This window comes from Bacillus sp. GMa5/1, from assembly GCF_050172015.1.
GTDB classification, from domain to species: domain Bacteria; phylum Bacillota; class Bacilli; order Bacillales; family Bacillaceae_G; genus Bacillus_A; species Bacillus_A cereus.
This window is the reverse complement of the sequence record NZ_JBNLYC010000068.1, coordinates 1-23270: the sequence shown is the minus strand read 5'-3', so window position 1 is coordinate 23270 and position 23270 is coordinate 1. Positions and strand designations below refer to the sequence as shown.

The window sequence follows — 23270 nt, the reverse complement described above, 5'->3', positions numbered from 1 at the left end:
TTTAATTTTTTATTATAATTCATATGAGCTGATAAAGAGGAAACTATGTAGGGTATCAAGTGTTTAGGTAAGGAATGGGTACCAGTTTATGTTAGATGAAATAAACGGTTACCTAGTTTTGGAGGAGATTTAGGGTGCGTTTAGTCTTATCAGGATATTATGGTTTTTATAATGTTGGAGACGAGGCGATTCTACAATCAATTATTGAATCGTTAAGTAAAGAGAACCCGGATATAGAACTAGTAGTACTATCAAATGATTCTAAATATACAAAGGAAATGTATGGTGTAGAATCGGTAGATCGCTGGGATATAAAAGCTGTTTATCATGCGATAAAAAACAGTGATGGAGTTATTAGTGGTGGCGGGAGCCTTCTTCAAGATCAGACAAGTACGAAGAGTATTCTATATTATACGGGTATTATGGGACTCGCTCGATTATTAAAAAAGCCGTATTACATTTATTCACAAGGAATAGGTCCAATTACAAAAGGATATAATCGTTTATTAGTAAAATGGAACTTGTCAAAAGCTTCCTATGTATCAGTTCGAGATGAGGATTCGTTTTTATATTTAAAAGAACTTGGCATAAAAAACGATATTGAAATTGTTCCAGACCCTGTTTTAACATGGAAACGGACAAAACAATCGGATTGGTTGCAAAAGCATTCGATACATGGAAAAGTAATTGCGGTTAGTGTGCGTTATTGGAATGCAAAAGAAGATTATATAAAAAAATTAGCTGCGGCATTAAAAAAATTAAAGCAAGAAGGATACCAAATTTTATTTGTTCCAATGCATGAGCCATTTGATCAAAAAGCTTCGTGTGAAGTAGTAGACTTAATGGGAGAAGAGACGTATATGCTTCCATATAAAATGGATATCGACGAGAAAATATTCATTTTATCACAATGTTCATTACTAATTGGTATGCGTCTTCATGCACTTGTTTTTTCTGCCGTAGCCAAAACTCCAATGGTCGGGATTTCATACGATCCGAAAATTGATTCGTTTTTAAGTCAAGTGAATCAGCCAGTTATAGGAAGTGTGGATGGCGAATGGAGTGCTGAGTATTTATATGAAATTGCGAAAAAGCAATTAATGCAACAAGGAACTGTGCAGCAAGAGTTACAATTGACAATAGATGAGCTTCGGTTGCAAGGCAAACAGGCAACAAAGAAACTCATTGATCATATGGAAAAAGGCACTTTATTAAAAAAGTAAAGTGTCTTTTATTTTGTTTTGAATTTAATGAAAATTCTAATTAAAAAACGTTTTATTTTAATTCCTATTTATTATGCTAAAATGATTGTGATTATTATATAATCAAATTTGTGATAATAAATTCGTAGATTACGAGGAGGATAACCTTGAAGACTTTTTCAAAAGGTATAACAGCAGTGGCATTAACGGGATCATTACTTTTAACTCCTATTTCAAGTTATGCGGCAAATGATGATATTACAGGACATATGTTTGAGACGAATATGCGCTCACTTATTACTAAAGGAGTTTTAATGGGGTATGGAGACAATGTATATGCGCCTGATAAATTAGTAACAAGAGCAGAGTTTGCTACATTCATAGCAAGGGCTTTAAATTTACCGAAAGCTGATTCGAATTTCGAGGATGTGCCGAAGACTTACGGTTTATATGATGGTGTAAGTAGAGCATATGGAGCGAAAATTATTAATGGTCGTACGAACGAGACATTTTCACCAAATGATGTGATTACACGTGAAGAAATGTCGATAATGGTAAAGCGAGCGTTAGACTATAAAAATATTAAAGTAGCTGTAAGTCCGCTTACCTTTACTGATAAAGATAGTATTAACTATAAAGAGCATGTGCAAGTTATGGTGGCTACTCAAATTATTAAAGGGTATCCAGAAGATAATACATTTAGACCACATTTATCAGCTACAAGAGGGATGGCTTCAGCTATGTTGGATCGCATGCTTCAGACGATTGAAAAAAACGAAAATAGCAATCCTGTAGAAACTAAGAAATATGTTGTGACAAATGTAAGAGAAAATGGAACAGAGCAAGAAGTAGAGCGCTATAATACGTATAAAGAAGCGGTTACGGCTGCTCAAAATAAAGGTATGAATGCGGTAAAATACGAGAACGAATTTTTATGGATTAAAGATGGTTTTGCAAGTGCGAAAAGAATAACTGGGCAAAACATCATTAATATTTATGATGAGAATTTATCAACAGTATATACGTATATTCAGTATGGAACAGAATTGAAAGTATTAGAAGTTGGCGAAGATCGTGTGAAAGTTCAACTTTCTGGTTTGACAGGTTATGTGAAGAAGAATGAAATCACTTTAATTCCTACAAATGAAATGAAACAGTCGTCTTATTATGTGAAATCAGATGGATATTTATACCATAAATATTATACATATAATACAAGTTCACCTGGATATACAGAATTTAGATATGGTGTGGCACCTTCTTTCATGAAGCAAGGACAGCAAATGTATAGTGTAGATGGAAAGACATTTGGAGACGAAACTTTCTATCAATATTTCAATTATTTATCATTACGTTCGAAAACAGATTATACAGCTGAACAACTAGATAGTTATGTGAAATCGATTAAACCAGACTCTCCATTAATTGGTTTAGGAAAGAAATTTAAAGAAGTAGAAAGCAAGTATAATGTAAATGCATTATTCTTATATTCATTAGCAATTCATGAAAGTTATTATGGAACAAGCGCTCTTGCAAAAGACAAAAATAATTTATTTGGTTTAAAAGCAACAGACGATAGTCCGTATGGTAACGGAGAAGCATTCAATTCAAAAGAAGATTGTATTGAACATGCAGCAAAATTATACATGAATGAAGGATATTTAAATCCAGGACATTGGCGTTATACAGCAACATATACAGGTGATAAAGCTACTGGTTTAAATGCGAAATATGCATCTGATGCGAACTGGGGTAAAAAAGTAGCGGGGCATATGAACCGTTTTGATTCTTATTTAGGTAAAAAAGAATACAACAAGTACAAACTTGCACGTGTGATGAATAACGTGGAAGTGAAAAAGAATCCTAGTATATCAAATGAGCGACTGTATCGTTTAAATACAAATGTAGTTGTCACAGTTACTGGTGAAGAGATAATAAATGGAAAAGCGTGGGTTAAAGTTATTTCAGATAATCCTACTGTAACAGAAGCGTATATTGCAAAAGAAAGCTTAGAATACGTAAAACATTAATTAAATAAAAAAGAAGGTGCTACTAATATTTCGTAGCACCTTCTTTTTATTCAATTTCAAAATCAACAATGATATAAGCGAGTATAACAACGAAGAAAATACTAACGGCTGGTGCTGTTAATACGTGGCCAGACATAAAGCCAATGCCAAGTGATAGAACGAGTGTGCTCGCTAATAGCATATACTTTACTTTCATGATTTTCTTAAAGTTTGTGATCATGCGGATAAATAATTTAATACCAAAGTATAGAAGAGGTATTAAGTAAATAAGGAAACCGACAATTCCAAAGGCGAAAAATAGGTCATGGAAGTCCATTTCAATTAATTTAATTTTATCTGTGTAGTTACCAGCGTAACCCATTCCGAATAGTTTTTGTGAAAGCGGTGCGTCTTTATAGTATTGTTTGTATGTTTTTAAGAATTTGTCGCGATCACTGTAAATTAAACTTTTTACTTCAGAATCTGTAAGTTCACCTTTTGCATGTTTTTTTGCATCTTCTGGATCTGCTTTAATTACTTTTCCTTCTTTTCGATCTTTCTCTTCTTGTACTGATTTTTTGTATTCGTATATTTGCATGTGAATGCCCATATTTTTTGCGATAGGAGTATGCGGTGTAAGAGCGATTAAACCTCCTAGTATAACTGCGACAACAACGGTATTTACAATATGTGTGAATCCTTTTCCTTCTTTTTTACGATTTATCATATATTCAATGAATGAGAAGAAAAGTGCTACGCCTAATGTAATAACAATTGCGCCATATCCGACTTTCGTTCCGACCATAATACTTGCATACATCGCAAGTATTGTTGGAATCCAGTAATATATTTTCGAGAAAGAAGTTGTTTTATGAATCGAATATAAGACAATGATTGGGAACATAATGGCGAAAAGAGAACTTAAATCATTTCCAGCGAAGAACCAACCTCTTGAACCGATTTTTGAGTGAGGATAGCTTGGGAAATCCGTTCCAGTTTGCATTGCGACAATCATTGTAATGCTTAAAATTAAAGTTGCATATAAGAAATATGTAATGATTTTATGAAATACATACTCTTTATTTTTTAGCTCTTTAAAGGCGATAATATATCCAAACAGTAGCACAATTGGATATACGCTCTTTAAGATGAATTTAACTTCTTCTCCAAATGAAACTGGAGATTTAACCATCATATTATTTACAAGACCAATTGCGAGTGCGATTCCGAGTAAGCATAAATAGAGGATGTACTTTTTCGCATCTTGTTGTTTGTGATGAAGAAGTAGGTACCCTAATGCAAGAAGCATAAAGGCGAAACGGACTACAACTCCAACTGTTGCGCTCATGTGTAGTATATAGATTGAAAAAGATGTTAATAAATCTAAAATTGGTTGAAACACAATGAATAGCAATAGGAAATGTGGGAAGTAGTTATCCGTTTGTTTCAACTTATTAACCATATGTTCCTCCAGTTCTTCATTCCTTTATTACAACACCCAAAAGATGGGTATAAAGCCTTTTTTACATAGTAAGGCGAATGAATTTCAATATTTGTTTTTTTATCAAACTTAAGAATACACCATTTCATTGTAATGGTAAATAGATGAAAAGCATGGATAAACCGACTTTAATTTCTATATTTTTCAACGGAATTGTATGTTTTATACGGTAAATGTACAAATTGCGAGATTATTAGACAGAAAATTGAGAAAAAAGAAGGATTTTTCAGTGGTTTTCTATAATTATATAAGTATAATCTTTATGGAGAAAAGAGGGGTATGTAATGGAAGTAACGAGTAAAACAGAATCTGTTATTGTGAAATATGAAGGTAACGTTGCAACGGTTATGGTCAATCGCCCAGAGGTGTTAAATGCGTTAGATGAGCCGACATTAAAAGAGTTATTACAAAAGTTGAAAGAAGTAGCGGAAAGTTCTGCGCATATCGTTGTGTTATGCGGGAACGGCCGTGGTTTTTCTGCGGGTGGGGATATTAAATCGATGCTTTCAAGTAATGATGAAAGTAAGTTTGATGGCATTATGAATACCATTTCTGAAGTTGTCGTGACATTATATACGATGCCAAAGCTTGTTATTAGTGCAATTCATGGACCGACTGCAGGTCTTGGGTTAAGTATTGCGTTAACAGCTGATTATGTAATGGCGGATATATCATCTGTTATTGCAATGAACTTTATTGGAATCGCTTTAATTCCAGATGGAGGCGGTCATTTCTTCCTTCAAAAGCGTGTCGGTGAAAATATGACGAAGCAAATTATTTGGGAAGGTAAGAAGTTATCAGCGACAGAAGCGCTTGATATCGGCTTAATTGATGAAGTAATCGGCGAAGATTTCCAAACGGCTGTGAAACAAAAAATTAATGAATGGTCACAAAAACCGATTAAAGCAATGATTCAAACGAAGCAAATTTTATGTGAAGTAAATCGCTCTAATTTAGAGCAAACATTGCAATTAGAAAAGCGTGGTCAATATGCAATGAGACAAACAGCGGATCATAAAGAAGGAATTGCTGCGTTTTTAGAGAAACGTTTACCAGCATTTAAAGGGGAATAAAGTGAAGTGAGGATTTTGTCCATTCCTCACTGATTATTAGCTCGTTAATTCGGGATAAAGGGGAGAAAGTGCTAACACATTTTAGTATAATTGTGTTAGCACTTTTTTTAAGGAGTAATACATGAAGAAAATGATCGGTGTTATTACTATTATTTTGCTTACATATTCTGCTTTGCATAGTACATCATCTTTGGCAGTTCGGACTGCGTTGTTTTTTGAGGGACATCCAAGTGTTGCATTTTCTGACGGGGTGACGAAAGAAAAAGATGTGAAAAAAGAAGCGATTCCAGATGAGTATCAAACTCTATATGGTAAGGACGAAGACTTAGAGCACTATTTCTTTCCACATGTAAGAGCACATGGATCAGGAATTGATATGTTAAGTGCGTGCGTGAAGAAAAAATGGTTTTTCTATAAAGCAGAGCTCGGATGTTATTAAATATAGGAGGATGAATGATGTCAGCATATAACAAGTTAGTAAGAGATCGTGTTCCAGAGAAGATTTTAATGTCTGGAAAAACGTATACAGCACAAAAATTAACAGGGCAAGCATACATACAGGCTTTAGCGAAAATTGGAACGGAAGAAATTCGTGAATTTGCTTCTATGAAAGAACGCGAACATGCGCTAGATTCTCTTGCGGATGCGCTAGAAGTTATCATTTCATTAGCACGTGCAGAAGGTGCATCGATTGAAGATGTAGAACGCCTTCGTAAGAAAAAAGAAGTAGAGCGCGGTGGATTTGAAAGAGGTATTTATTTATTAGACGTTTCAGAAGAATAGTTTTATAGGAAAAGCATAGCGTTAATGAGTAACGCTATGCTTTTTTGTTGCAATGAAGCTAATAATGAAGAAGATAGCTGTTAATATCCAGCCGATTGTAATAGAAGTAGTAGTGTGAATGGCATAAGAGATTTGTAAACAAAATAATGATGCTAAAAACCAAATGAGTGCAATGTGTATATATTTTTTTGATATATTCATATTTTATAACTCCTTTTATATACTAAAAAGAATTTTACTACAATTTAGAAAATTAAGCTATATAAGTAGAGGTTTTCTGGTGAATTTTGTATACTGAATAGTAGAGAAAAAGAGGAGGAAACGACAATGGCACATCATGCGAAAGAAACGATGGAACTGATTAAGGAGCTTGTCTCTATTCCAAGTCCATCTGGAAATACAGCAAAAATTATTAATTTCATTGAAAACTATGTCAGTGAGTGGAACGTAGAAACGAAACGTAATAATAAGGGAGCTCTTATTTTAACGGTAAAAGGGAAAAATGATGCACAGCACCGCTTATTAACGGCACACGTTGATACGTTAGGTGCGATGGTAAAAGAAATTAAGCCTGACGGTCGCCTGAGTCTTTCTATGATTGGTGGATTTCGCTGGAACTCCGTAGAAGGGGAATATTGCGAAATTGAAACATCAAGTGGCAAGACGTATACAGGAACAATTTTAATGCATCAAACATCTGTACATGTATATAAAGATGCAGGTGAAGCAAAACGCGATGAGAAAAATATTGAAGTTCGTATTGATGAGCGCGTATTTTCAGCTGATGAAGTACGCGAATTAGGAATTGAAGTAGGAGACTTCGTTTCATTTGATCCGCGCGTTCAAATTACAGAGAGTGGATACATAAAATCACGTCATTTAGATGACAAAGTAAGTGTTGCAATTTTATTAAAATTAATTAAAAGATTACAAGATGAAAACATAACATTACCATATACGACGCATTTCTTAATTTCTAATAATGAAGAGATTGGATACGGTGGTAACTCTAACATTCCAGAAGAAACTGTTGAATACTTAGCAGTTGATATGGGAGCGTTAGGTGATGGACAAGCATCTGATGAATATACAGTATCTATTTGTGCAAAAGACTCTAGCGGCCCGTATCATTATGCACTGCGCAAACATTTAGTAGAGCTTGCGAAAACGAATCATATTGAATATAAAGTAGATATTTATCCGTACTACGGATCTGATGCATCAGCTGCGATTCGCGCGGGATTTGATGTGAAACATGCGTTAATTGGAGCGGGTATTGATTCTTCCCACGCATTTGAACGTACGCATGAAAGTTCTATTGCGCATACAGAAGCATTAGTGTATGCATATGTAATGTCTAATTTAATTGAAGAATAATTTCATAGATAATAGAGAGCTGATTAAAGATATTATTTTTAATCAGCTTTTTATTTGGCAAAGCGATTAGGAGACATGTCCTAATCGCTTTTTTATCCCGCTATTTGCCGGGCAGTAAGACTCCTACCTCAAAATTCAGCGAAAGCAAAAAAGTTAGATGGGGGCGGGCTGCCCGTAAAAGCCCGATTGGTGAGGGCTGATTAAAGTTTTTATATACATTCATTATAAGTTATATATATGCGATTTTTGTTATACGGCCGGAAACGTATTTACTATAGATATATAATGTTATACACTATGAAAGGGATTAATTAATAGTTAATATTTTTTAGTTAGCTTGATTAAAAAAATTGTATGAATATGAAGTTTTGAGAGGAGATTTATTTTTCATGAAGTACAAAGCAATAGCCGCAGGTTTATTAGCAGCAAATTTACTAGCACATCCAATTAGTAGTTTAGCAGAAACGAAGAAATTTCCTGATGTTTCAGATAGTGCGTGGTCAAAAGACGCAATTTATTATTTAGTAGAGAGAAATGTAATTAACGGTATGCCAGATGGTAACTTTATGCCATACGGAAATTTAACACGTGCTCAGGCAGCAAAGATTATCGCAACAGCAATTGGTGCTAAAATAGATCCAAATGCAAAGCCGTCTTATAATGATGCAAAAAATAGTTGGGCAGCTTCATTTATTGCAGCCATGGAAAAAGAGAATATTATTAAAGGGCGAGAACCAGGAGTATTTGATCCTGAAGGAAAAGTAACTCGTGCTGAAATGGCAGCTATGCTTGTAAGAGCATATAATCTGAAAAGCAAAGTAACAGGACCAGTTCCTACAAAATTTGCTGATTTAGAGAATCATTGGGGTAAAGAAGAAGTTAATATTTTAGTAGAATTAAAACTTTCGTTAGGTACAGAGGATGGCTGGAAACCGAATGATTCTATTACGCGTGAACAAGCAGCTCAACTTACTGCGCAAACAGATAAATTTAGCAAGAATAGTGATCGTCCAGTAGAAACAAAGAAAATGTACATAGATAGAAAATTCATTACATATCACGCACCATCATTAAGTTCTGGGATTAGTGCAAATCAGCATAATCCACAAATGGTTGAAATTAAAGAAGAACGAGATGGATGGATCAAAATTGCAACAAGTAAAGGTGATAAATGGACACCTTTAGTAGAGAAAACAGAAGTTATTAATGAAGGATTCACTACTTATGCAGAAGCTTCTTCTTCTTCAAAAATAATGGGAACACATAACGCACAACAAGTAACTGTTATTGAAGAGAACGGCAGCTGGATTCGTATCCGCATGGGCGCTGGTTTCCAATGGGTTAATAAAAATCAATTAAATCCAGTGAAGCAAGGTAACTTCTTAGAAGGAAAAGCGATTATCATTGATCCAGGTCATGGGGGAGCGGATTCAGGTAATCCAGGTTATTATGAGAAAGAAAGTGAAACTGTATTAGATGTATCACTACGATTACAGAAAATATTTGAGAAAAAGACACCATTTACTGTGTTATTCACTCGTACAGATGATACACGTCCAGGAACAAGTGCTTCTGATTCTTTAAAGAAACGTGTAGAATTTGCTCAAAAAAATAATGGGGATATTTTTGTAAGTATTCATGGTAATGGCACGGAAGAGAAAAATGGACAAGGTACAGAAACGTTCTACTATGAATCAGCGACAGCAAGAGGAACAAATCCTAACGTATCAGAAAGTCGTTTACTAGCAGAAAAAATTCAAGAGCGTCTTGTAGATGCACTGGGAACAAAAGATCGTGGTGTGAAAAAAGGCGATTTATACGTAATTAGAGAAAATACAATGCCAGCTGTATTAGCAGAATTAGCATTTGTAGATAATAAAAGTGATGCAGATAAAATAGCTACACCAGCGCAGAGACAAAGTGCAGCAGAAGCAATTTATCAAGGTATTTTAGATTACTATGAAGAAATGGGTAACAACGTGTCTTCTTTCCGTTAATAAATAATAAGAGATTGCCATTGGCAGTCTCTTTTATTTATTAACGTTTCTCTTTATTTCCGGCATATGATATCATTTAATTTTATATACAAAAGAAAAGTATTTGAGTAATTGTAATCATAACAATTTTAAACGATAGAGGATGATAATAGATTGAATAATCATAGTAAAACACCTGCCTGTATATATACGTATGCATTTCGTGAGGAGGAGCGTGCTTTATGTTACTTGGAAATGCGCTCGTTCTTTGGAATGGAGTCCCACGTTAATATTTTAAAAAGTGATGTCAAAATTGACCCGAGTAGAAGTGCGTTTATTAAAGAGCGAATTGAAGTTATGTATGAAGGGGACGACTTAGAAAGCATTTTAAAACAAGTGGAACAAATTGATTTGGCGGGAGCGACGTTCAAAGTCATCTTCGTTAAAATTAATGACCTTGTTGGAGAGAATAAAATTGAATATGGAGAAAGACGTCTTATTGAAAGAGACCTCGGCATGCATATTGAAGGAGAAGCGGATGTTCGTAATCCAGAGCGTGTATTCGGGATTGTTCCTCTTGGAGGACGCTGGTACTTCGGGCACTATGTAGAAAGCGAACCAGTTTGGTATCATCACATAAAAAAACCGCATAGTTATTCGACATCTCTTAGCACACGTGTTGCGAGATCAGTTGCAAATATCGCTGTACCAAATCCAGAGGGAGTACGAGCAATTGACCCGTGCTGCGGTATTGGAACAGTAGTAGTAGAAGCACTTTCTATGGGGATTAACATCGTTGGTAGAGATATAAATCCACTTGTAGTTCTTGGAACGAGAAAAAACATCGCACATTTCGGATTTGAAGGAACAGTAACAAAAGGGCCGATCGAGGAAATTACTGAGAACTACGACGTTGCCATTATCGATATGCCGTACGACTTATTTACGCATGCCACACCAGAAGATCAACTATCAATTCTCTCAAGTGCACGCCGCATCGCGAAAAAAGTAGTCGTTGTCACGATGGAAACAATGGACGACATGATCCATGAAGCAGGATTCGAAATTACAGATCGCTGTATTACAAGAAAAGGATCATTTACTAGACAGATTCTTGTTTGTGAATAAGAAAGAAAGGTCACCCGTTTGGGTGACCTTTTTTGTTTGTATTGATGTGTAATTGGTTGGTGGTTTAGGTAGATGAATTAGCGAAATTTGTCGGTAAGTCGATATTGCATGTCGAATCGCCGATATATTGTGTTGAATCGCTGATATATTCCGAGAATCGCCGATATCGTTACATTAGAATGTTACTGTTCTTTTAATTTCTCTTGTTGTGCAAGTAGTAAATTGCGCAAGATGTGCCCGCGGTAACTTTCTAGTTTTCGTCCTTCATGATAGCGTACGCCTAATTTTTTTAGTTCAGCTACGTACCAGCCCTTTGTTCCGTAATACATTGGATCACTTCCTTTTTGCTTTTGAACAGTATATGTTGGGGGTGGAAGTAACTTTCCAGTGAAAATAATAAGACTGGTTGTATCAAGGGGCTCCATAACATAGCCTCTGGACAGTGTATAAAAAAATAGACAGTAATGTATGCTTTTTTAAACAATGTATACAAATTTATATCCTATGCGTTGGCATGATATTTGCAATAAAAAGAGTATCAACATATAGGGGAGAGATAGAAATGAAGGTTAGTAAAGTGTACACAACAATTGATGCTCACGTAGCTGGGGAACCGCTTCGAATTATTACGGGCGGCGTGCCGGAAATAAAAGGAGACACGCAGCTAGAAAGACGTGCGTACTGCATGGAACATTTGGATCATCTTCGCGAAGTTCTTATGTATGAACCGAGAGGACATCACGGCATGTACGGTTGTATCATTACTCCGCCTGCGAGTGCTCACGCTGATTTTGGCGTATTATTTATGCACAACGAAGGATGGAGTACGATGTGTGGTCATGGCATTATTGCTGTTATTACAGTCGGAATTGAAACAGGCATGTTTGAAGTGACAGGTGAGAAACAACAGTTCATTATTGATAGCCCTGCTGGGGAAGTCATTGCGTATGCAACATATAACGGGAGCGAAGTAGAGTCCGTATCATTTGAAAATGTTCCTTCCTTTGTATACAAAAAAGACGTTCCTATTAAAATAGATAACTATGAATTTCAAGTAGATATCGCGTTTGGCGGAGCTTTTTATGCGGTAGTAGACTGTAAAGAATTTGGCTTGAAAGTCGATTTCAAAGACTTATCTGCTATTCAAGCGTGGGGCGGTAAAATTAAGCACTACATCGAGAGCAAAATGGAAGTGAAGCATCCACTTGAAGAAGGATTAAAAGGGATATACGGCGTTATTTTCTCAGATGAACCGAAAGGAGAAGACGCAACTTTACGAAATGTAACAATCTTTGCTGATGGGCAAGTAGATCGTTCTCCTTGCGGTACAGGAACTTCCGCAAGAATCGCAACTCTTTTTGAAAAAGATGCTTTACAAAAGGGAGAAATTTTCGTCCATGAATGCATTACTGACGGGAAATTCGAGGGGGAAGTATTGTCGGTAACCGCAGTAGATACATATGAAGCTGTCGTTCCAAAAGTAACGGGGCATGCCTTTATTACAGGATTTCATCAGTTCGTTGTAGACCCGAGAGATGATTTGAACCGTGGATTTTTGTTAGGATAGAAGGAGGGGGTGGAAAGATATGTTAGTCATAAGCGCGAACGAACAAAGAAACTTAGTAAATATGAATGAAGTTATTGAATACGCGGCGCTTGCTTTAAAAGAATTTTCCGCAGAAAGAACGATTACACCAATAAGGGGCTCATTACCATTTGCGAACGAGCGAAATACGGCATTAATTATGCCTTCAGTAGCTGAAGGGCTTGAGGCACTTGGCTTAAAAGTAGTAACAGTAGTCCCCGAGAACAAAAAGGTAGGAAAGAAAACGATCAACGGGATTGTGATGCTATCAGACTTTCAAACGGGAGAACCGCTCGCACTTTTAGAAGGATCGTACTTAACGATGATTCGAACAGGCGCCTTATCAGGAGTAGCGACAAAATATTTAGCTCGTCATAACGCAAAAACTTTATGCATTATCGGCACGGGTGAACAAGCGAAAGGAATTGCTGAAGCAATATTTGCGGTTAGAGATATCGAAAAAGTCATCTTATACAATCGCACAGAAGAAAAGGCGTATGCATTTGCGGAATATATACAAGAGAGATTCAACAAACCTGCATATGTTCACACAAATGCAAATGAAGCAATAAGCGAAGCAGACATCATCGTCACAACTACGAACGCATCCACACCAGTCTTCTCAGAAACGCTACAAAAAGGCGTCCACGTAAACGCCGTCGGCTCATTCAGACCGAGCATGCAAGAACTACCCTCACATGCCATAGCTAAAGCAAACAAAGTAGTAGTTGAATCAAAAGAAGCAGCACTAGACGAAACAGGAGACCTTCAAGTTCCGATAAAAGAAGGTCTATTCAAAGCAAACGCTATTCACGCTGAACTTGGTCAAATTATAAGCAAAGAAAAAGCTGGACGCGAAAATAATGAAGAGATTACTATTTTCAAATCAGTTGGTTTGGCGGTAGTGGATATTATCGTTGCGAAGTATTTGTATGAGAAAGCGGTGGAGCAAGGAGTAGGGAATAAGATTGAGTTTTGAGACTGCCTTTTGGTGGTCTTTTTTGTTGATGTGGGTGTGCTAGTATTTATAATTGAATCCTTTTAATACTATGTTGCAATGTATGAATTCTGTGCGGACATCAAATCATTCATTCAATTGGTATATGAAAAAAGCTGCACCTCTAACAATTAGAGGGGCAACTTTTTACCATTCTCGCCATTCTTCTGTTATATCTTCCTCGGATTCTAAGCCAGCTATTCGTGCTGCTGTATCGATAAATTCATAGAGATCTTCTCTTTCCATTGTTTCAATAAAATAGTCATGTTCGTCATTTAATTCATTTATGTTAAGAACAACCTCTTTAACAACATGCATTATTTCGATTTCAGTTGGATTTTCTCCCAATTGCTCTAAATTATTTATGTAAGTATCAAGAACTTTATTTGTTGCACTTATATTTTCTTCAGTGAAAAATTCCCCATCTTCATCATTCTCAATCCATTGGGTTGTTGGTTTGTTTTTTTTCAGTTCATCAAATGTCATGATAACCTCCTAAATGTGTTTTTTGTCTTTAATCCCATTCTACATTTTCGGTCATATATAACAATCATTTTAGAGTTTTTTTGTAAGCTACTAGTTTTTTAACTCATTTTACGAGGTAACCTATTCGTGGTCTTCTTTTTTAATCCTCCTTATAAATATATTTTATGGCAAGAATGTATTAGTAGATTTCAAACTTTCCACATTTACAAAAAAGTTTGACTTTACATACAGGTAGTGGTAATTTAAAACTTATAAGAAAACTCGGGATTAATTCCGAGTTTTCTTATGGGTATAACTAGTTTGAGGGGGCCGAAAGATGAAACGGAAATTATTTGCATTACCATTTGTTCTAATACTACTTATTGCATTAGCGGCTTGTTCTGGGGAAAAAGATTCTTCGAAGCAAGCGGGCACTAGTAAATCAGGGACTCCGAAAGATGGAGGAACGTTAACGATTGGTGTTAGCGATAATCCAGATACGATGAATCCGCTTTATGCGAATGATCGTGTGTCATTAACTGTGCAGCAGGCTTTATATGCGCCGCTATATCATATGGAAGACGGTAAGAAAAAGTTTGTTCTTGCTGAGAGCTTTACGCCTTCAGAAGATCAATTAACGTGGACATTGAAATTAAAAGATAATTTGAAATGGCATGATGGTAAGAAAATTACATCAGACGATATAGCATTTACATTCCAATCTATTTTGGATGAGAAGCAAAATAGCTCAAGTCGTGAAAACTTTATTTTTAAAGGAAAGCCGCTTGAGGTGAAAAAGGTAGATGAGTTAACAACTCAATTCGTTTTACCACAAGTAAGCGCATCTTTCGAAGGTGTAATGAATGATTTCTTCCCAATTCCGAAACATGTATTTGAAGGGGAAGCAGATTTAGCGAAGAGTAAGAAAAACTTACAGCCTGTAGGATCAGGGCCGTTTAAGTTTAAAGAGTATAAATCAGATGAGTATGTTGCATTAGATCGATTTGATGATTATGTAGGTGGGAAAGCTAAATTAGACTCTATCGTATACCGCGTTGTAAAAGACCGTAATACAGCAAATGTTTCATTGCAAAATGGTCAAATCAACATGAAAATGATTGAGCCGCAAGACTTTAAAAAACTAGATAGTACTGGGAACTTCTCAATGGTGACATTCCCTGAAGGTAGATTATTCTACTTATCTTATAACATGAATACAGATTTGATGAAGAAAAAAGAAGTGCGCCAAGCAATTGCGCATGCGTTAGATAAAAAAGAAATGATTAACTCAGCATTCGTTTCGGGTGAATTTGCAGAACCAGCAAATTCAATCTTAACGCCAGACGCTATGTATTATGCGAAAGATATTAAAGGCTATAAGTATGATAAAAAAGAAGCGAAAGATTTATTAGCAAAAGCTGGTGTGAAAGATAAAGAAAAAGTACGTGTTATGTATGTAACGAATAATAAAATCATGGAAAGCTTAGCGCTTTATACACAACAAAAATTAAAAGAAGTTGGCTTAGAAGTTGAACTAAATGCATTAGATGCTAGTGCGGCAAGTGAAAAAGGCTTAGATAAAGAGAATAAAGAATATGACATTACATTTGGTGGTTACATAATGGGACCTGAGCCAGATTCATATAAGAGCTTATTCTTAAATAATGCTGAATACAATTATGCACGATATAAAAACGCTGATTTCGATAAGTTATGGGAAGAAGCTGCAGTTGAAACGGATAAAACAAAACGTGCAGAGCTATACCATAAAATTCAAGAAACAGCTAGAGAAGACGTACCTTATCTACCAATCGCATATCCGAAAGCAGTTATTGCAGTAGATAAAAAGTTTGATGGATTAAAAGAAGCAAAAGCAATTCCTGTCACAATGTTTGAAGATCTATCTAAGATTTATGAAGTGAAATAAGAAACAGTAAAGAAGCTGGTGGAAATCAGCTTCTTTAGCTTGAGGGGGGAAGTTTGTGTATAAAGTAATTGCGAAGAGGCTTTTAAATGCAATTCCGCTTTTATTTGTTATTTCTATTATTTCTTTTCTATTAATAAAGCTAGCGCCGGGGGATCCTGTTCGAAACTTTGTAACGCCAAATATGAGTCCAATTGATGTGGAGCGTATTCGCAAAAGTTTAGGACTAGATCAACCAATTTACGTGCAGTATATTTTATGGTTAAAAAATATTTTAACAGGAAACTTTGGTTACTCACTTCAAAATCATCGTCCTGTTTTAGATCTTATCGCAGAAAGATTACCCGCAACAATTGGGTTAATGGGATCATCTTTACTCGTCTCATTCGTAATCGCAATCCCGCTTGGACTATTTACAGGTGTGAAAAAGAATTCTATCTTTGATCGCATTGTGAACTTTATCTCTTATGTGGGAATTTCAATGCCAGTCTTTTGGTTCGCTTTACTATTAATTTACTTATTCTCCTTAAAATTGAACCTACTTCCGAGTATGGGTATGCGCACCGTAGGTAAAGATTCTGTTTGGGATATTGTGCAACACGGCATTTTACCTTGTATGGTGCTAGCGTTCCAAAACGTATCTGTTTATATGAGATATATTCGTTCAAGTACGATTCAGCAATTAGAAGAAGAATATGTACAAATTCAATATGCGTACGGTGCTTCAAAGAAAACGGTTTTATTTAATCACGTACTTCGAAATGTATTAATACCAATCATTACAATTTTCGGATTATCGATTCCAAGTTTAGTAGGCGGAGCATTTATTACGGAAACAGTATTTTCATGGCCGGGTCTTGGTTCACTTGGGGTAAATGCTATTTTTAGATTTGATTATCCGATTATCATGGCAATTACATTACTATCATCATTCATGTTAATTCTCGGTAACTTAATTGCTGATATTTTATATGGCGTAGTAGATCCGCGCATTCGAATGAGGGGGTGATTTGGAATGAATAATAGGAGATTTCAAACGATAAAACATAGCTTTACGAAAAATAAGTTTGTACTAATAGGAGTTATTATACTTGCGATTTTAACGGTCGCATCAATTTTCGCATTCGTATCGCCGTACGATCCTAGCAAAATGTCGATTCCAGATCGCTTACAAGAACCAAGTATGAGTCATCCTTTCGGAACGGATGATTACGGAAGAGATTACTTAACGAGAGCGTTATATGGTGGACGAGTTTCACTTGCGGTCGGTTTTCTTGCGATGGTTGTTTCTATTACAATCGGTACCGCAGTTGGAACAATTAGCGGATATTTTGGTGGAAAGTTAGACAACTTCTTAATGAGGGTTGTTGAAGTACTTATGTCAATTCCATCATTCTTTTTAATGCTACTATTAAATGCGTATTTAAAACCAGGAATTACGACGTTAGTTCTTATTATCGGATTACTAACATGGATGGACACCGCTCGTATTGTAAGGGCAGAAACGCTATCTGTAAAAGAGCGTGAGTACGTTTTATATGCAAAAGTATCAGGACAGAAATCACTCACAATTATTGTAAGACATATCATTCCTAACATTTTATCAACCATTATTATCGCTGCGACATTAACAATTGCGACATCGATTTTAATGGAATCATCACTTAGCTTTTTAGGTTTAGGCATTAGAGAGCCAGATTCTTCTTGGGGTAGCATGCTAAACAATGCGCAAGGATATATTGGCGAAGCTTGGTATTTAACACTCTTCCCAGGATTCCTTATCCTTTTAACGGTACTTAGTTTTAACGTAATTGGTGAAGCATTGAAGAAAGCTTTCGCGCCAAAAGGAGCTGGAAATGAAAACTAAAGTGTTACGTGAAAGGAGTGAGAAGCGTGTCTGAAAAACTATTAGAAGTGAAGAATTTAAAGACTTCTTTTTTCATAGAAAGCGGAGAAGTAGAAGCAGTTCGCGGCGTTACATTTCGTTTAAATAAAGGAGAAGTAGTTGGTATCGTTGGGGAGTCTGGAAGTGGAAAGAGTGTGATGGCGAAGTCTGTTATGTCTCTCGTTACATCACCAGGGAAAGTGAAAGAAGGGGAAATTCTTTTTCATAATGAAAATATCCTTTCTAAATCTGAGAAAGAATTACGTTCTATTAGAGGAAATCAAATTTCACTTATCTCTCAAGACCCAATGTCAGCGCTAAATCCGGTCGTGAAAATTGGGAAACAAATGATGGAAGTAATTATACGTCATCAAAAAGTGAAAAAGAAAGAAGCAGAGCAAATCGCGGTCAACTTGTTAAAACAAGTCGGTCTTTCTTCACCAGAAGAAAGGGTGAAACAATATCCGCATGAACTAAGCGGAGGTATGAAGCAGCGAGTTATGATCGCAATGGCGATGTCTTGTAACCCTGACCTTCTCATTGCGGACGAACCGACGACAGCACTTGATGTAACGATACAAGCACAAATACTAGATTTAATGAAAAACTTAAAAAACGAAACGAACATGACGTTACTTCTTATTACGCATGACTTAGGAATAGTCGCACAAAACTGTACACGCGTTATCGTTATGTATGGCGGACTTATTATGGAAGAAGGACCTGTACTTGATATTTTCCAATCGCCGAATCATCCATATACGAAAGGGTTATTAAACTCTCTGCCGAAAATATCGAACGGCGTAAAAGAGAGACTCGCGCCAATTCAAGGTGTAACGCCAAACTTATTAAACCCGCCACAAGGTTGCCCATTCGCAGAGCGTTGCCCGCATGCGATGGACATTTGTGAAAAAGAACGTCCGCCATATTTTGAAATTGGAAACGAAAGACGTTCCATGTGCTGGTTAAACGATAAGACAGTAGGTGAATCACATGCATGAAGAAAACTTAATTGAAATTCGGAACTTAAAAAAATACTTTCCTATTAAAAAGGGACTATTCGGCAGAAAAACGGAGCAATTAAAAGCAGTCGATGACTTAAGTTTCACAATTAAAAAGGGTGAAACATTCGGGTTAGTAGGAGAATCTGGATGCGGAAAATCAACGACAGGAAGAAGTATCATTCGCTTACACGATGTCACTTCAGGTAACGTTTTATTTGATGGAAAAGATATCGCAAGTTTAAAGGAAAGTGAACTAAAAGAATATCGAAAACGAATGCAAATCATTTTCCAAGATCCATACGCATCATTAAACCCGGCAATGAATGTATTCCAAATTATTAGCGAACCGATGAACATTCACGGTTCTTACGAAAAAGAAGAACAAAAAGAAATCATTTTAGACCTTCTGAAAAAGGTAGGATTAAAAGAAGAACACTTATATCGCTACCCGCACGAATTTAGCGGGGGCCAGCGCCAGCGCATTAGCATCGCGCGTGCATTATCTGTAAAACCAGACTTTATCCTATGTGACGAACCAATCTCAGCACTCGATGTCTCAGTCCAAGCACAAGTCGTAAATATGCTGCAAGACATCCAAGAAGAAACAGGAGTCACATATTTATTCATCGCACATGACCTATCTATGGTAAGACACATATCAGACCGCATCGGAGTCATGTACTTAGGAAACATAGTAGAAATTGCCGACAGTGAAGACCTATACACAAAACCGGCACATCCATACACACAAGCACTACTCTCATCTATGCCAGAACCAGATCCAACAAACATTGGCAAAGAACGGATTATCCTAGAGGGAGAAGTTCCAAGCCCGCTCAACTCACCGTCCGGCTGCAAATTCAGAACGCGCTGCAAATTCGCCACTGAAAAATGCGCACAGGAAGTACCGAAGATGGTTGAGATTGCGAAGGGGCATGAGGTGGCTTGTCATTTGTTTTAGAGGGAGAGCACTAGGGGGGACCTGGTGCTTTTTTGTTTTGTTAGTAAGGGATGGGGGCGTTTTTATACTAATAAATTTTATTTAGAATTATAGCGTAAAGTAATCTTTATTCGTATATCAATATAAAATAAAGGATCGGAAAATAAGATGACACCTTTGAGGTTTCATCTTATTTGAATTTCTTATCGTATAATTTTCCTATACCTAATGTTAATAAAAAACATAATAATGATAAAGGGATATAGTAGTATATGAGTTTGTTTGGTGTATCAAAATAGCTTGGGTATGCATAATAAATTGGGAAAAAAATGAAAAAATGTAAAAGAAAGTACGAAACCCCTAAAATTAAGTTTTTCATAGATGATCATCTCCTTACTAGAGATTAACGATATTTTGTTTGTGATTTGCCTTTAAAGTTCTTTTGGGAATACATTACCACTTTAGAGACGCCACCAGGAGTCCCAGAGCTATATGTAATTATCATAGACATTGGTTTCCAATATGCAGAAGCAACTGAATAATATGTTCCTGCAATAAAACTACCCGCCGCGACAAGGTTACCTCCTAAAAATCCAGAAAGCCCAATTAATGCTCCATTCATTAAGTATACATTTGTCATATCTGCTATTTGTCTAGTATAAGTCGTGCCTGGTTTTCCGCACTGTATAGCAGGATAACATGTATATTGAGTTATATTAGGTGATATTATTTGTACCTCTTGTTCAATTAATTCATTTTCTAACTCTTCCGCATAAGAATTAGCAGGTGCTACTGCTAACATAGAAAATGTACAAAGTGTAGATGTTACCCCATACCCATCAACTTAACAACTTTATAACTTTATAACACTCTAAAACAACATTTCCCTAAAATGAAAAAAATGCTATTCTTTATATATATATTTCTCCAGCAAGAATAGCGTTTTTTTATATCGATGGTTCTTCTATTTAATTACGATAGATAATTTGTAATTAGCATGTTCGTTTAGTTGAGTTAAGAATTGATCAAGGGCTTCATTAGATGGAAACTTACACTCTAGAAGATAACAACCTTCACCGCTAATTTTGAAGTTCTTTATGATATATTCCTGTTGTGTTTTTACAAATGATAAATAGGAACTGTGTTGAATGCTCCTTGTATAAATATTTATAAATGCGTGAACATAGTAACCTAGTTTTCTTTCATTCAGTTTAATCGTATAACCTTCTATGATGCCTTTCTCTTCCAGCCTTATTACTCTAGATGAGGTTGCTTGCCCCGTCAGATGGACTTTTTCTCCTAATTCCTTCATTGACGTACGGCCATTTTTCAATAACGCTTCTAGTATTTTTTTATCTGTATCATCTAACACCGTGACACATCCTTTCACATTTCAAGTCAAACCTTATAAATTTTTGATTTTATCTATGTAACATGATTTCTCTTATATTTTATACTATTGTTGAATCATATAAAAGGGAGGAATACCGCATGGATATTAGACTTATACGTAATGCAACACTTGTTGTACATTATGCAGACAAGAAGTTTTTGATCGATCCTTTTTTAGCTGACAAAGGATCCACTCCACCGTTTCCAAATACACCAAATCAAGATATGAGAAATCCGTTAGTTAGTTTACCAATTTCTATAGAAGAAATTATTCAGGTTGATGCGGTTATCATCACGCATTTACATCCTGATCACTTTGACGAAGTTGCTAAAAAAGTTTTACCTAAGGATATAAAAATCTATGCACAAAATGAACATGATATTGAGGCTATTAATAAAGAAGGCTTTCACAATATAGAATCTTTACAGCATGTTACCAACATAGAAGAAATTAAGCTATTTAAAACAAATGGACAACATGGAACTGGCGAAATAACAAAGTTTACCGGTGAAGTATCAGGTATCGTATTTAATCATCCAGACGAGCCGAGATTGTATGTGGCAGGTGATACAATATGGTGTAACGATGTTCAACAAGCAATTGACACGCACGACCCTGAAGTTATTGTGATCAATGGAGGTGCTGCTCAGTTTCTAGAAGGTGGCCCTATTACAATGACAAAAGAGGATATTTATGACACAAAACAGGCAGCACCACAGGCCAAAATTATCGTTTCTCATATGGAATCACTTAACCATTGCCTATTAACAAGAAAGGAATTGAATGACTTTATTGATGAGAAAGGATTATCTAACACTATTTTAGTGCCATCTGATGGGGAGTCCTATTCGTTTTAAAGTGGTGCAGTTAACCTAAACCAGAATATGAAAAGCCCGCTTTCTTAGTATGATGAGAAATTGGGCTTTCGTTACTTCACAATCTTTGGTCTATAGAAAAAGGAAAAACCCACACCTGAAATTAAACTGATATAACCTTAAGTTGATGGATGTGAGATGTTACCCCAATAAACGCTTTTTTAGTTTCATAACGATTCCCCCATCCTATTGTAAATGATGTATTTTTCTGTATATTATTATATTATTTGTTTTATTTACGAAAATATAGGATTTTTTTAATATATTAAACATGTTAAACTTTGTGTATGCGCTTTCAAAGGTGGTTAACGAACTAAATAATACATGTCATAATGGAATAGAAGAGAAGTGAATTTGATTATTTTTCCGTTATACAATTCAAAAACCTCTACATATAAGTAGAGGTTTTTAAATTATATATTAATGAATTATGCTTTCTTAGATAAAGTAAATTGAGTTCAGATAAACGAAGAACATAGAATACATAATTTTAACTAGACTTATTATTAGCTAGTGTATCCCCACCACCAAGCTCCGCCTCAATCTGCGAAGTCTTCGATGACTCAGCCATACGCCAAGTGCGCGAATTTCAGTTGGGAAGAGTTCTGCTTTTACAATTGCGTTAATGGAAGTGTAGCACCGATCATCATGAGTAAGAATGCACCGATTGAATTTGCATACTTTGGAGTGAACCAATAAAGTGAGACAAGGATAGAACACCCAGTCTGTCGTGTGTAGATGTAAACGACAAATTGAAGGTGTTTCTTTCTTTTGTAGGGAGCGTGGATGCCGGTGTGGGATTGGTTGGTGGTTTTGGTGATAGTTTTCGCGAAATTTGTCGATAAATCGATATGTTGTGTCGAAACGTTGATATATTCGGAGTTACGATCGATATAATTGAATAATCGTTGATATATTTTTGTAAAGAGTGGGATTGGTTGTAGATTAATGGTCAGCGACTGTCTATATTTGTATCTCCTATCATATAATTCCCTTTATTTTTTAACTATAATGCTGGGAAAGCACGTAAAGTAAGACAAAGTATTAAAAATCATCGTGATGAAGTGTATCGTATTGATGTATGTATTGTAGAAGATCCGATGGAAAGAGAAATTTACGAAACATATATGATTAACGAATTTCAAGCAAAGTA

General features: G+C 35.8%; 22 protein-coding genes and 2 pseudogenes. 17 read left to right on the top strand and 7 right to left on the bottom strand.

Features of this window, described 5'->3' with window-relative positions; translation table 11 throughout:
- Positions 1 to 134: 134 nt before the first annotated feature.
- Both csaB and ACQGSG_RS16765 read left to right on the top strand, forming a co-directional pair.
- Positions 135 to 1223, top strand: coding sequence for a polysaccharide pyruvyl transferase CsaB (gene csaB, locus ACQGSG_RS16770; RefSeq protein ID WP_087966295.1), 1089 nt, complete (start codon positions 135 to 137; stop codon positions 1221 to 1223).
- A gap of 146 nt (positions 1224 to 1369) precedes the next feature.
- On the top strand, positions 1370 to 3232 hold the full coding sequence (locus ACQGSG_RS16765; RefSeq protein ID WP_098870029.1) for an S-layer homology domain-containing protein: 1863 nt from the start codon (positions 1370 to 1372) through the stop codon (positions 3230 to 3232).
- 46 nt (positions 3233 to 3278) lie between these two features.
- Here ACQGSG_RS16765 and ACQGSG_RS16760 read toward each other — a convergent pair whose 3' ends face one another.
- Positions 3279 to 4673 (bottom strand): O-antigen ligase family protein, encoded by a 1395-nt coding sequence (locus ACQGSG_RS16760; RefSeq protein ID WP_000247535.1) that lies wholly within the window; start codon positions 4671 to 4673, stop codon positions 3279 to 3281.
- A 323-nt stretch (positions 4674 to 4996) separates the two neighbouring features.
- Between ACQGSG_RS16760 and ACQGSG_RS16755 the strand changes: the two genes are divergently transcribed.
- The 3 genes from ACQGSG_RS16755 to ACQGSG_RS16745 all read left to right on the top strand — a co-directional run bounded on the left by ACQGSG_RS16755 (position 4997) and on the right by ACQGSG_RS16745 (position 6568).
- On the top strand, positions 4997 to 5785 hold the full coding sequence (locus ACQGSG_RS16755) for an enoyl-CoA hydratase (RefSeq protein WP_000454179.1): 789 nt from the start codon (positions 4997 to 4999) through the stop codon (positions 5783 to 5785).
- Between the two features lie 121 nt (positions 5786 to 5906).
- A complete protein-coding gene (locus ACQGSG_RS16750) occupies positions 5907 to 6224 on the top strand; it encodes a hypothetical protein (RefSeq protein WP_098605709.1) in 318 nt (105 codons plus the stop codon).
- A gap of 17 nt (positions 6225 to 6241) precedes the next feature.
- The gene (locus ACQGSG_RS16745; RefSeq protein WP_001277348.1) at positions 6242 to 6568 is read left to right on the top strand and encodes a nucleoside triphosphate pyrophosphohydrolase; all 327 of its coding nucleotides are present in this window, start codon (positions 6242 to 6244) and stop codon (positions 6566 to 6568) included.
- Between the two features lie 21 nt (positions 6569 to 6589).
- On the opposite strand, the gene ACQGSG_RS16740 is transcribed toward ACQGSG_RS16745, so the two are convergent.
- Positions 6590 to 6769: a hypothetical protein gene (locus ACQGSG_RS16740; RefSeq protein WP_001027083.1), complete on the bottom strand. Its 180-nt coding sequence runs from the start codon at positions 6767 to 6769 to the stop codon at positions 6590 to 6592.
- Between the two features lie 126 nt (positions 6770 to 6895).
- On the opposite strand from ACQGSG_RS16740, the gene ACQGSG_RS16735 reads away from it, so the two are divergent.
- The 3 genes from ACQGSG_RS16735 (at position 6896) to ACQGSG_RS16725 (ending at position 11049) form a co-directional block, all read left to right on the top strand.
- Complete coding sequence (locus ACQGSG_RS16735; protein WP_000930027.1) at positions 6896 to 7945, top strand: M42 family metallopeptidase; 1050 nt, start codon at positions 6896 to 6898, stop codon at positions 7943 to 7945.
- 389 nt (positions 7946 to 8334) lie between these two features.
- Entirely contained in the window at positions 8335 to 9942 is a 1608-nt protein-coding gene (locus ACQGSG_RS16730) for an N-acetylmuramoyl-L-alanine amidase (protein WP_065704777.1), read from the top strand.
- Positions 9943 to 10095: 153 nt separating this feature from the next.
- Positions 10096 to 11049: a TRM11 family SAM-dependent methyltransferase gene (locus tag ACQGSG_RS16725; RefSeq protein ID WP_001059308.1), complete on the top strand. Its 954-nt coding sequence runs from the start codon at positions 10096 to 10098 to the stop codon at positions 11047 to 11049.
- Positions 11050 to 11231: 182 nt separating this feature from the next.
- Here ACQGSG_RS16725 and ACQGSG_RS16720 read toward each other — a convergent pair whose 3' ends face one another.
- Positions 11232 to 11474, bottom strand: coding sequence for a YflJ family protein (locus ACQGSG_RS16720; protein WP_000433499.1), 243 nt, complete (start codon positions 11472 to 11474; stop codon positions 11232 to 11234).
- 89 nt (positions 11475 to 11563) lie between these two features.
- Here ACQGSG_RS16720 and ACQGSG_RS16715 point away from each other — a divergent pair, with 89 nt between their 5' ends.
- Positions 11564 to 12616 carry a proline racemase family protein gene (locus tag ACQGSG_RS16715; protein WP_003283354.1) on the top strand — a complete coding sequence of 351 codons (1053 nt, stop codon included), beginning with the start codon at positions 11564 to 11566 and terminating at the stop codon, positions 12614 to 12616.
- Between the two features lie 19 nt (positions 12617 to 12635).
- Positions 12636 to 13613 carry an ornithine cyclodeaminase family protein gene (locus ACQGSG_RS16710; RefSeq protein WP_214631999.1) on the top strand — a complete coding sequence of 326 codons (978 nt, stop codon included), beginning with the start codon at positions 12636 to 12638 and terminating at the stop codon, positions 13611 to 13613.
- A gap of 165 nt (positions 13614 to 13778) precedes the next feature.
- Here the strand turns inward: ACQGSG_RS16710 and ACQGSG_RS16705 are convergent, their stop codons facing one another.
- The gene (locus tag ACQGSG_RS16705; protein WP_214631998.1) at positions 13779 to 14117 is read right to left on the bottom strand and encodes a hypothetical protein; all 339 of its coding nucleotides are present in this window, start codon (positions 14115 to 14117) and stop codon (positions 13779 to 13781) included.
- Between the two features lie 316 nt (positions 14118 to 14433).
- On the opposite strand from ACQGSG_RS16705, the gene ACQGSG_RS16700 reads away from it, so the two are divergent.
- From ACQGSG_RS16700 to ACQGSG_RS16680, 5 genes are read left to right on the top strand one after another with little or no spacing between them, the layout of a single operon-like run.
- Positions 14434 to 16023 (top strand): ABC transporter substrate-binding protein, encoded by a 1590-nt coding sequence (locus ACQGSG_RS16700; RefSeq protein ID WP_426947694.1) that lies wholly within the window; start codon positions 14434 to 14436, stop codon positions 16021 to 16023.
- Between the two features lie 55 nt (positions 16024 to 16078).
- Positions 16079 to 17029: an ABC transporter permease gene (locus tag ACQGSG_RS16695; RefSeq protein WP_000278789.1), complete on the top strand. Its 951-nt coding sequence runs from the start codon at positions 16079 to 16081 to the stop codon at positions 17027 to 17029.
- A 6-nt stretch (positions 17030 to 17035) separates the two neighbouring features.
- Positions 17036 to 17887, top strand: a complete 852-nt coding sequence (locus ACQGSG_RS16690; protein WP_214631996.1) for an ABC transporter permease — start codon at positions 17036 to 17038, stop codon at positions 17885 to 17887.
- A 26-nt stretch (positions 17888 to 17913) separates the two neighbouring features.
- On the top strand, positions 17914 to 18906 hold the full coding sequence (locus tag ACQGSG_RS16685) for an ABC transporter ATP-binding protein (protein ID WP_214631995.1): 993 nt from the start codon (positions 17914 to 17916) through the stop codon (positions 18904 to 18906).
- Positions 18899 to 19870 carry an ABC transporter ATP-binding protein gene (locus tag ACQGSG_RS16680; protein WP_214631994.1) on the top strand — a complete coding sequence of 324 codons (972 nt, stop codon included), beginning with the start codon at positions 18899 to 18901 and terminating at the stop codon, positions 19868 to 19870. Before ACQGSG_RS16685 ends, ACQGSG_RS16680 begins: the two co-directional genes overlap by 8 nt.
- A 382-nt stretch (positions 19871 to 20252) precedes the next feature.
- Here the strand turns inward: ACQGSG_RS16680 and ACQGSG_RS16675 are convergent, their stop codons facing one another.
- Positions 20253 to 20651 (bottom strand): hypothetical protein, encoded by a 399-nt coding sequence (locus tag ACQGSG_RS16675; protein ID WP_098434947.1) that lies wholly within the window; start codon positions 20649 to 20651, stop codon positions 20253 to 20255.
- 162 nt (positions 20652 to 20813) lie between these two features.
- Positions 20814 to 21221: an Lrp/AsnC family transcriptional regulator gene (locus ACQGSG_RS16670; RefSeq protein WP_016083083.1), complete on the bottom strand. Its 408-nt coding sequence runs from the start codon at positions 21219 to 21221 to the stop codon at positions 20814 to 20816.
- A 119-nt stretch (positions 21222 to 21340) separates the two neighbouring features.
- On the opposite strand from ACQGSG_RS16670, the gene ACQGSG_RS16665 reads away from it, so the two are divergent.
- Positions 21341 to 22099, top strand: coding sequence for an MBL fold metallo-hydrolase (locus tag ACQGSG_RS16665; protein WP_046960389.1), 759 nt, complete (start codon positions 21341 to 21343; stop codon positions 22097 to 22099).
- A gap of 508 nt (positions 22100 to 22607) precedes the next feature.
- Here ACQGSG_RS16665 and ACQGSG_RS16660 read toward each other — a convergent pair.
- A pseudogene (locus ACQGSG_RS16660) lies at positions 22608 to 22839 on the bottom strand (alpha-ketoglutarate transporter); the annotation flags it as partial.
- A 273-nt stretch (positions 22840 to 23112) separates the two neighbouring features.
- Between ACQGSG_RS16660 and ACQGSG_RS16655 the strand changes: the two are divergent.
- A pseudogene (locus tag ACQGSG_RS16655) lies at positions 23113 to 23270 on the top strand (nucleotide excision repair endonuclease); the annotation flags it as partial.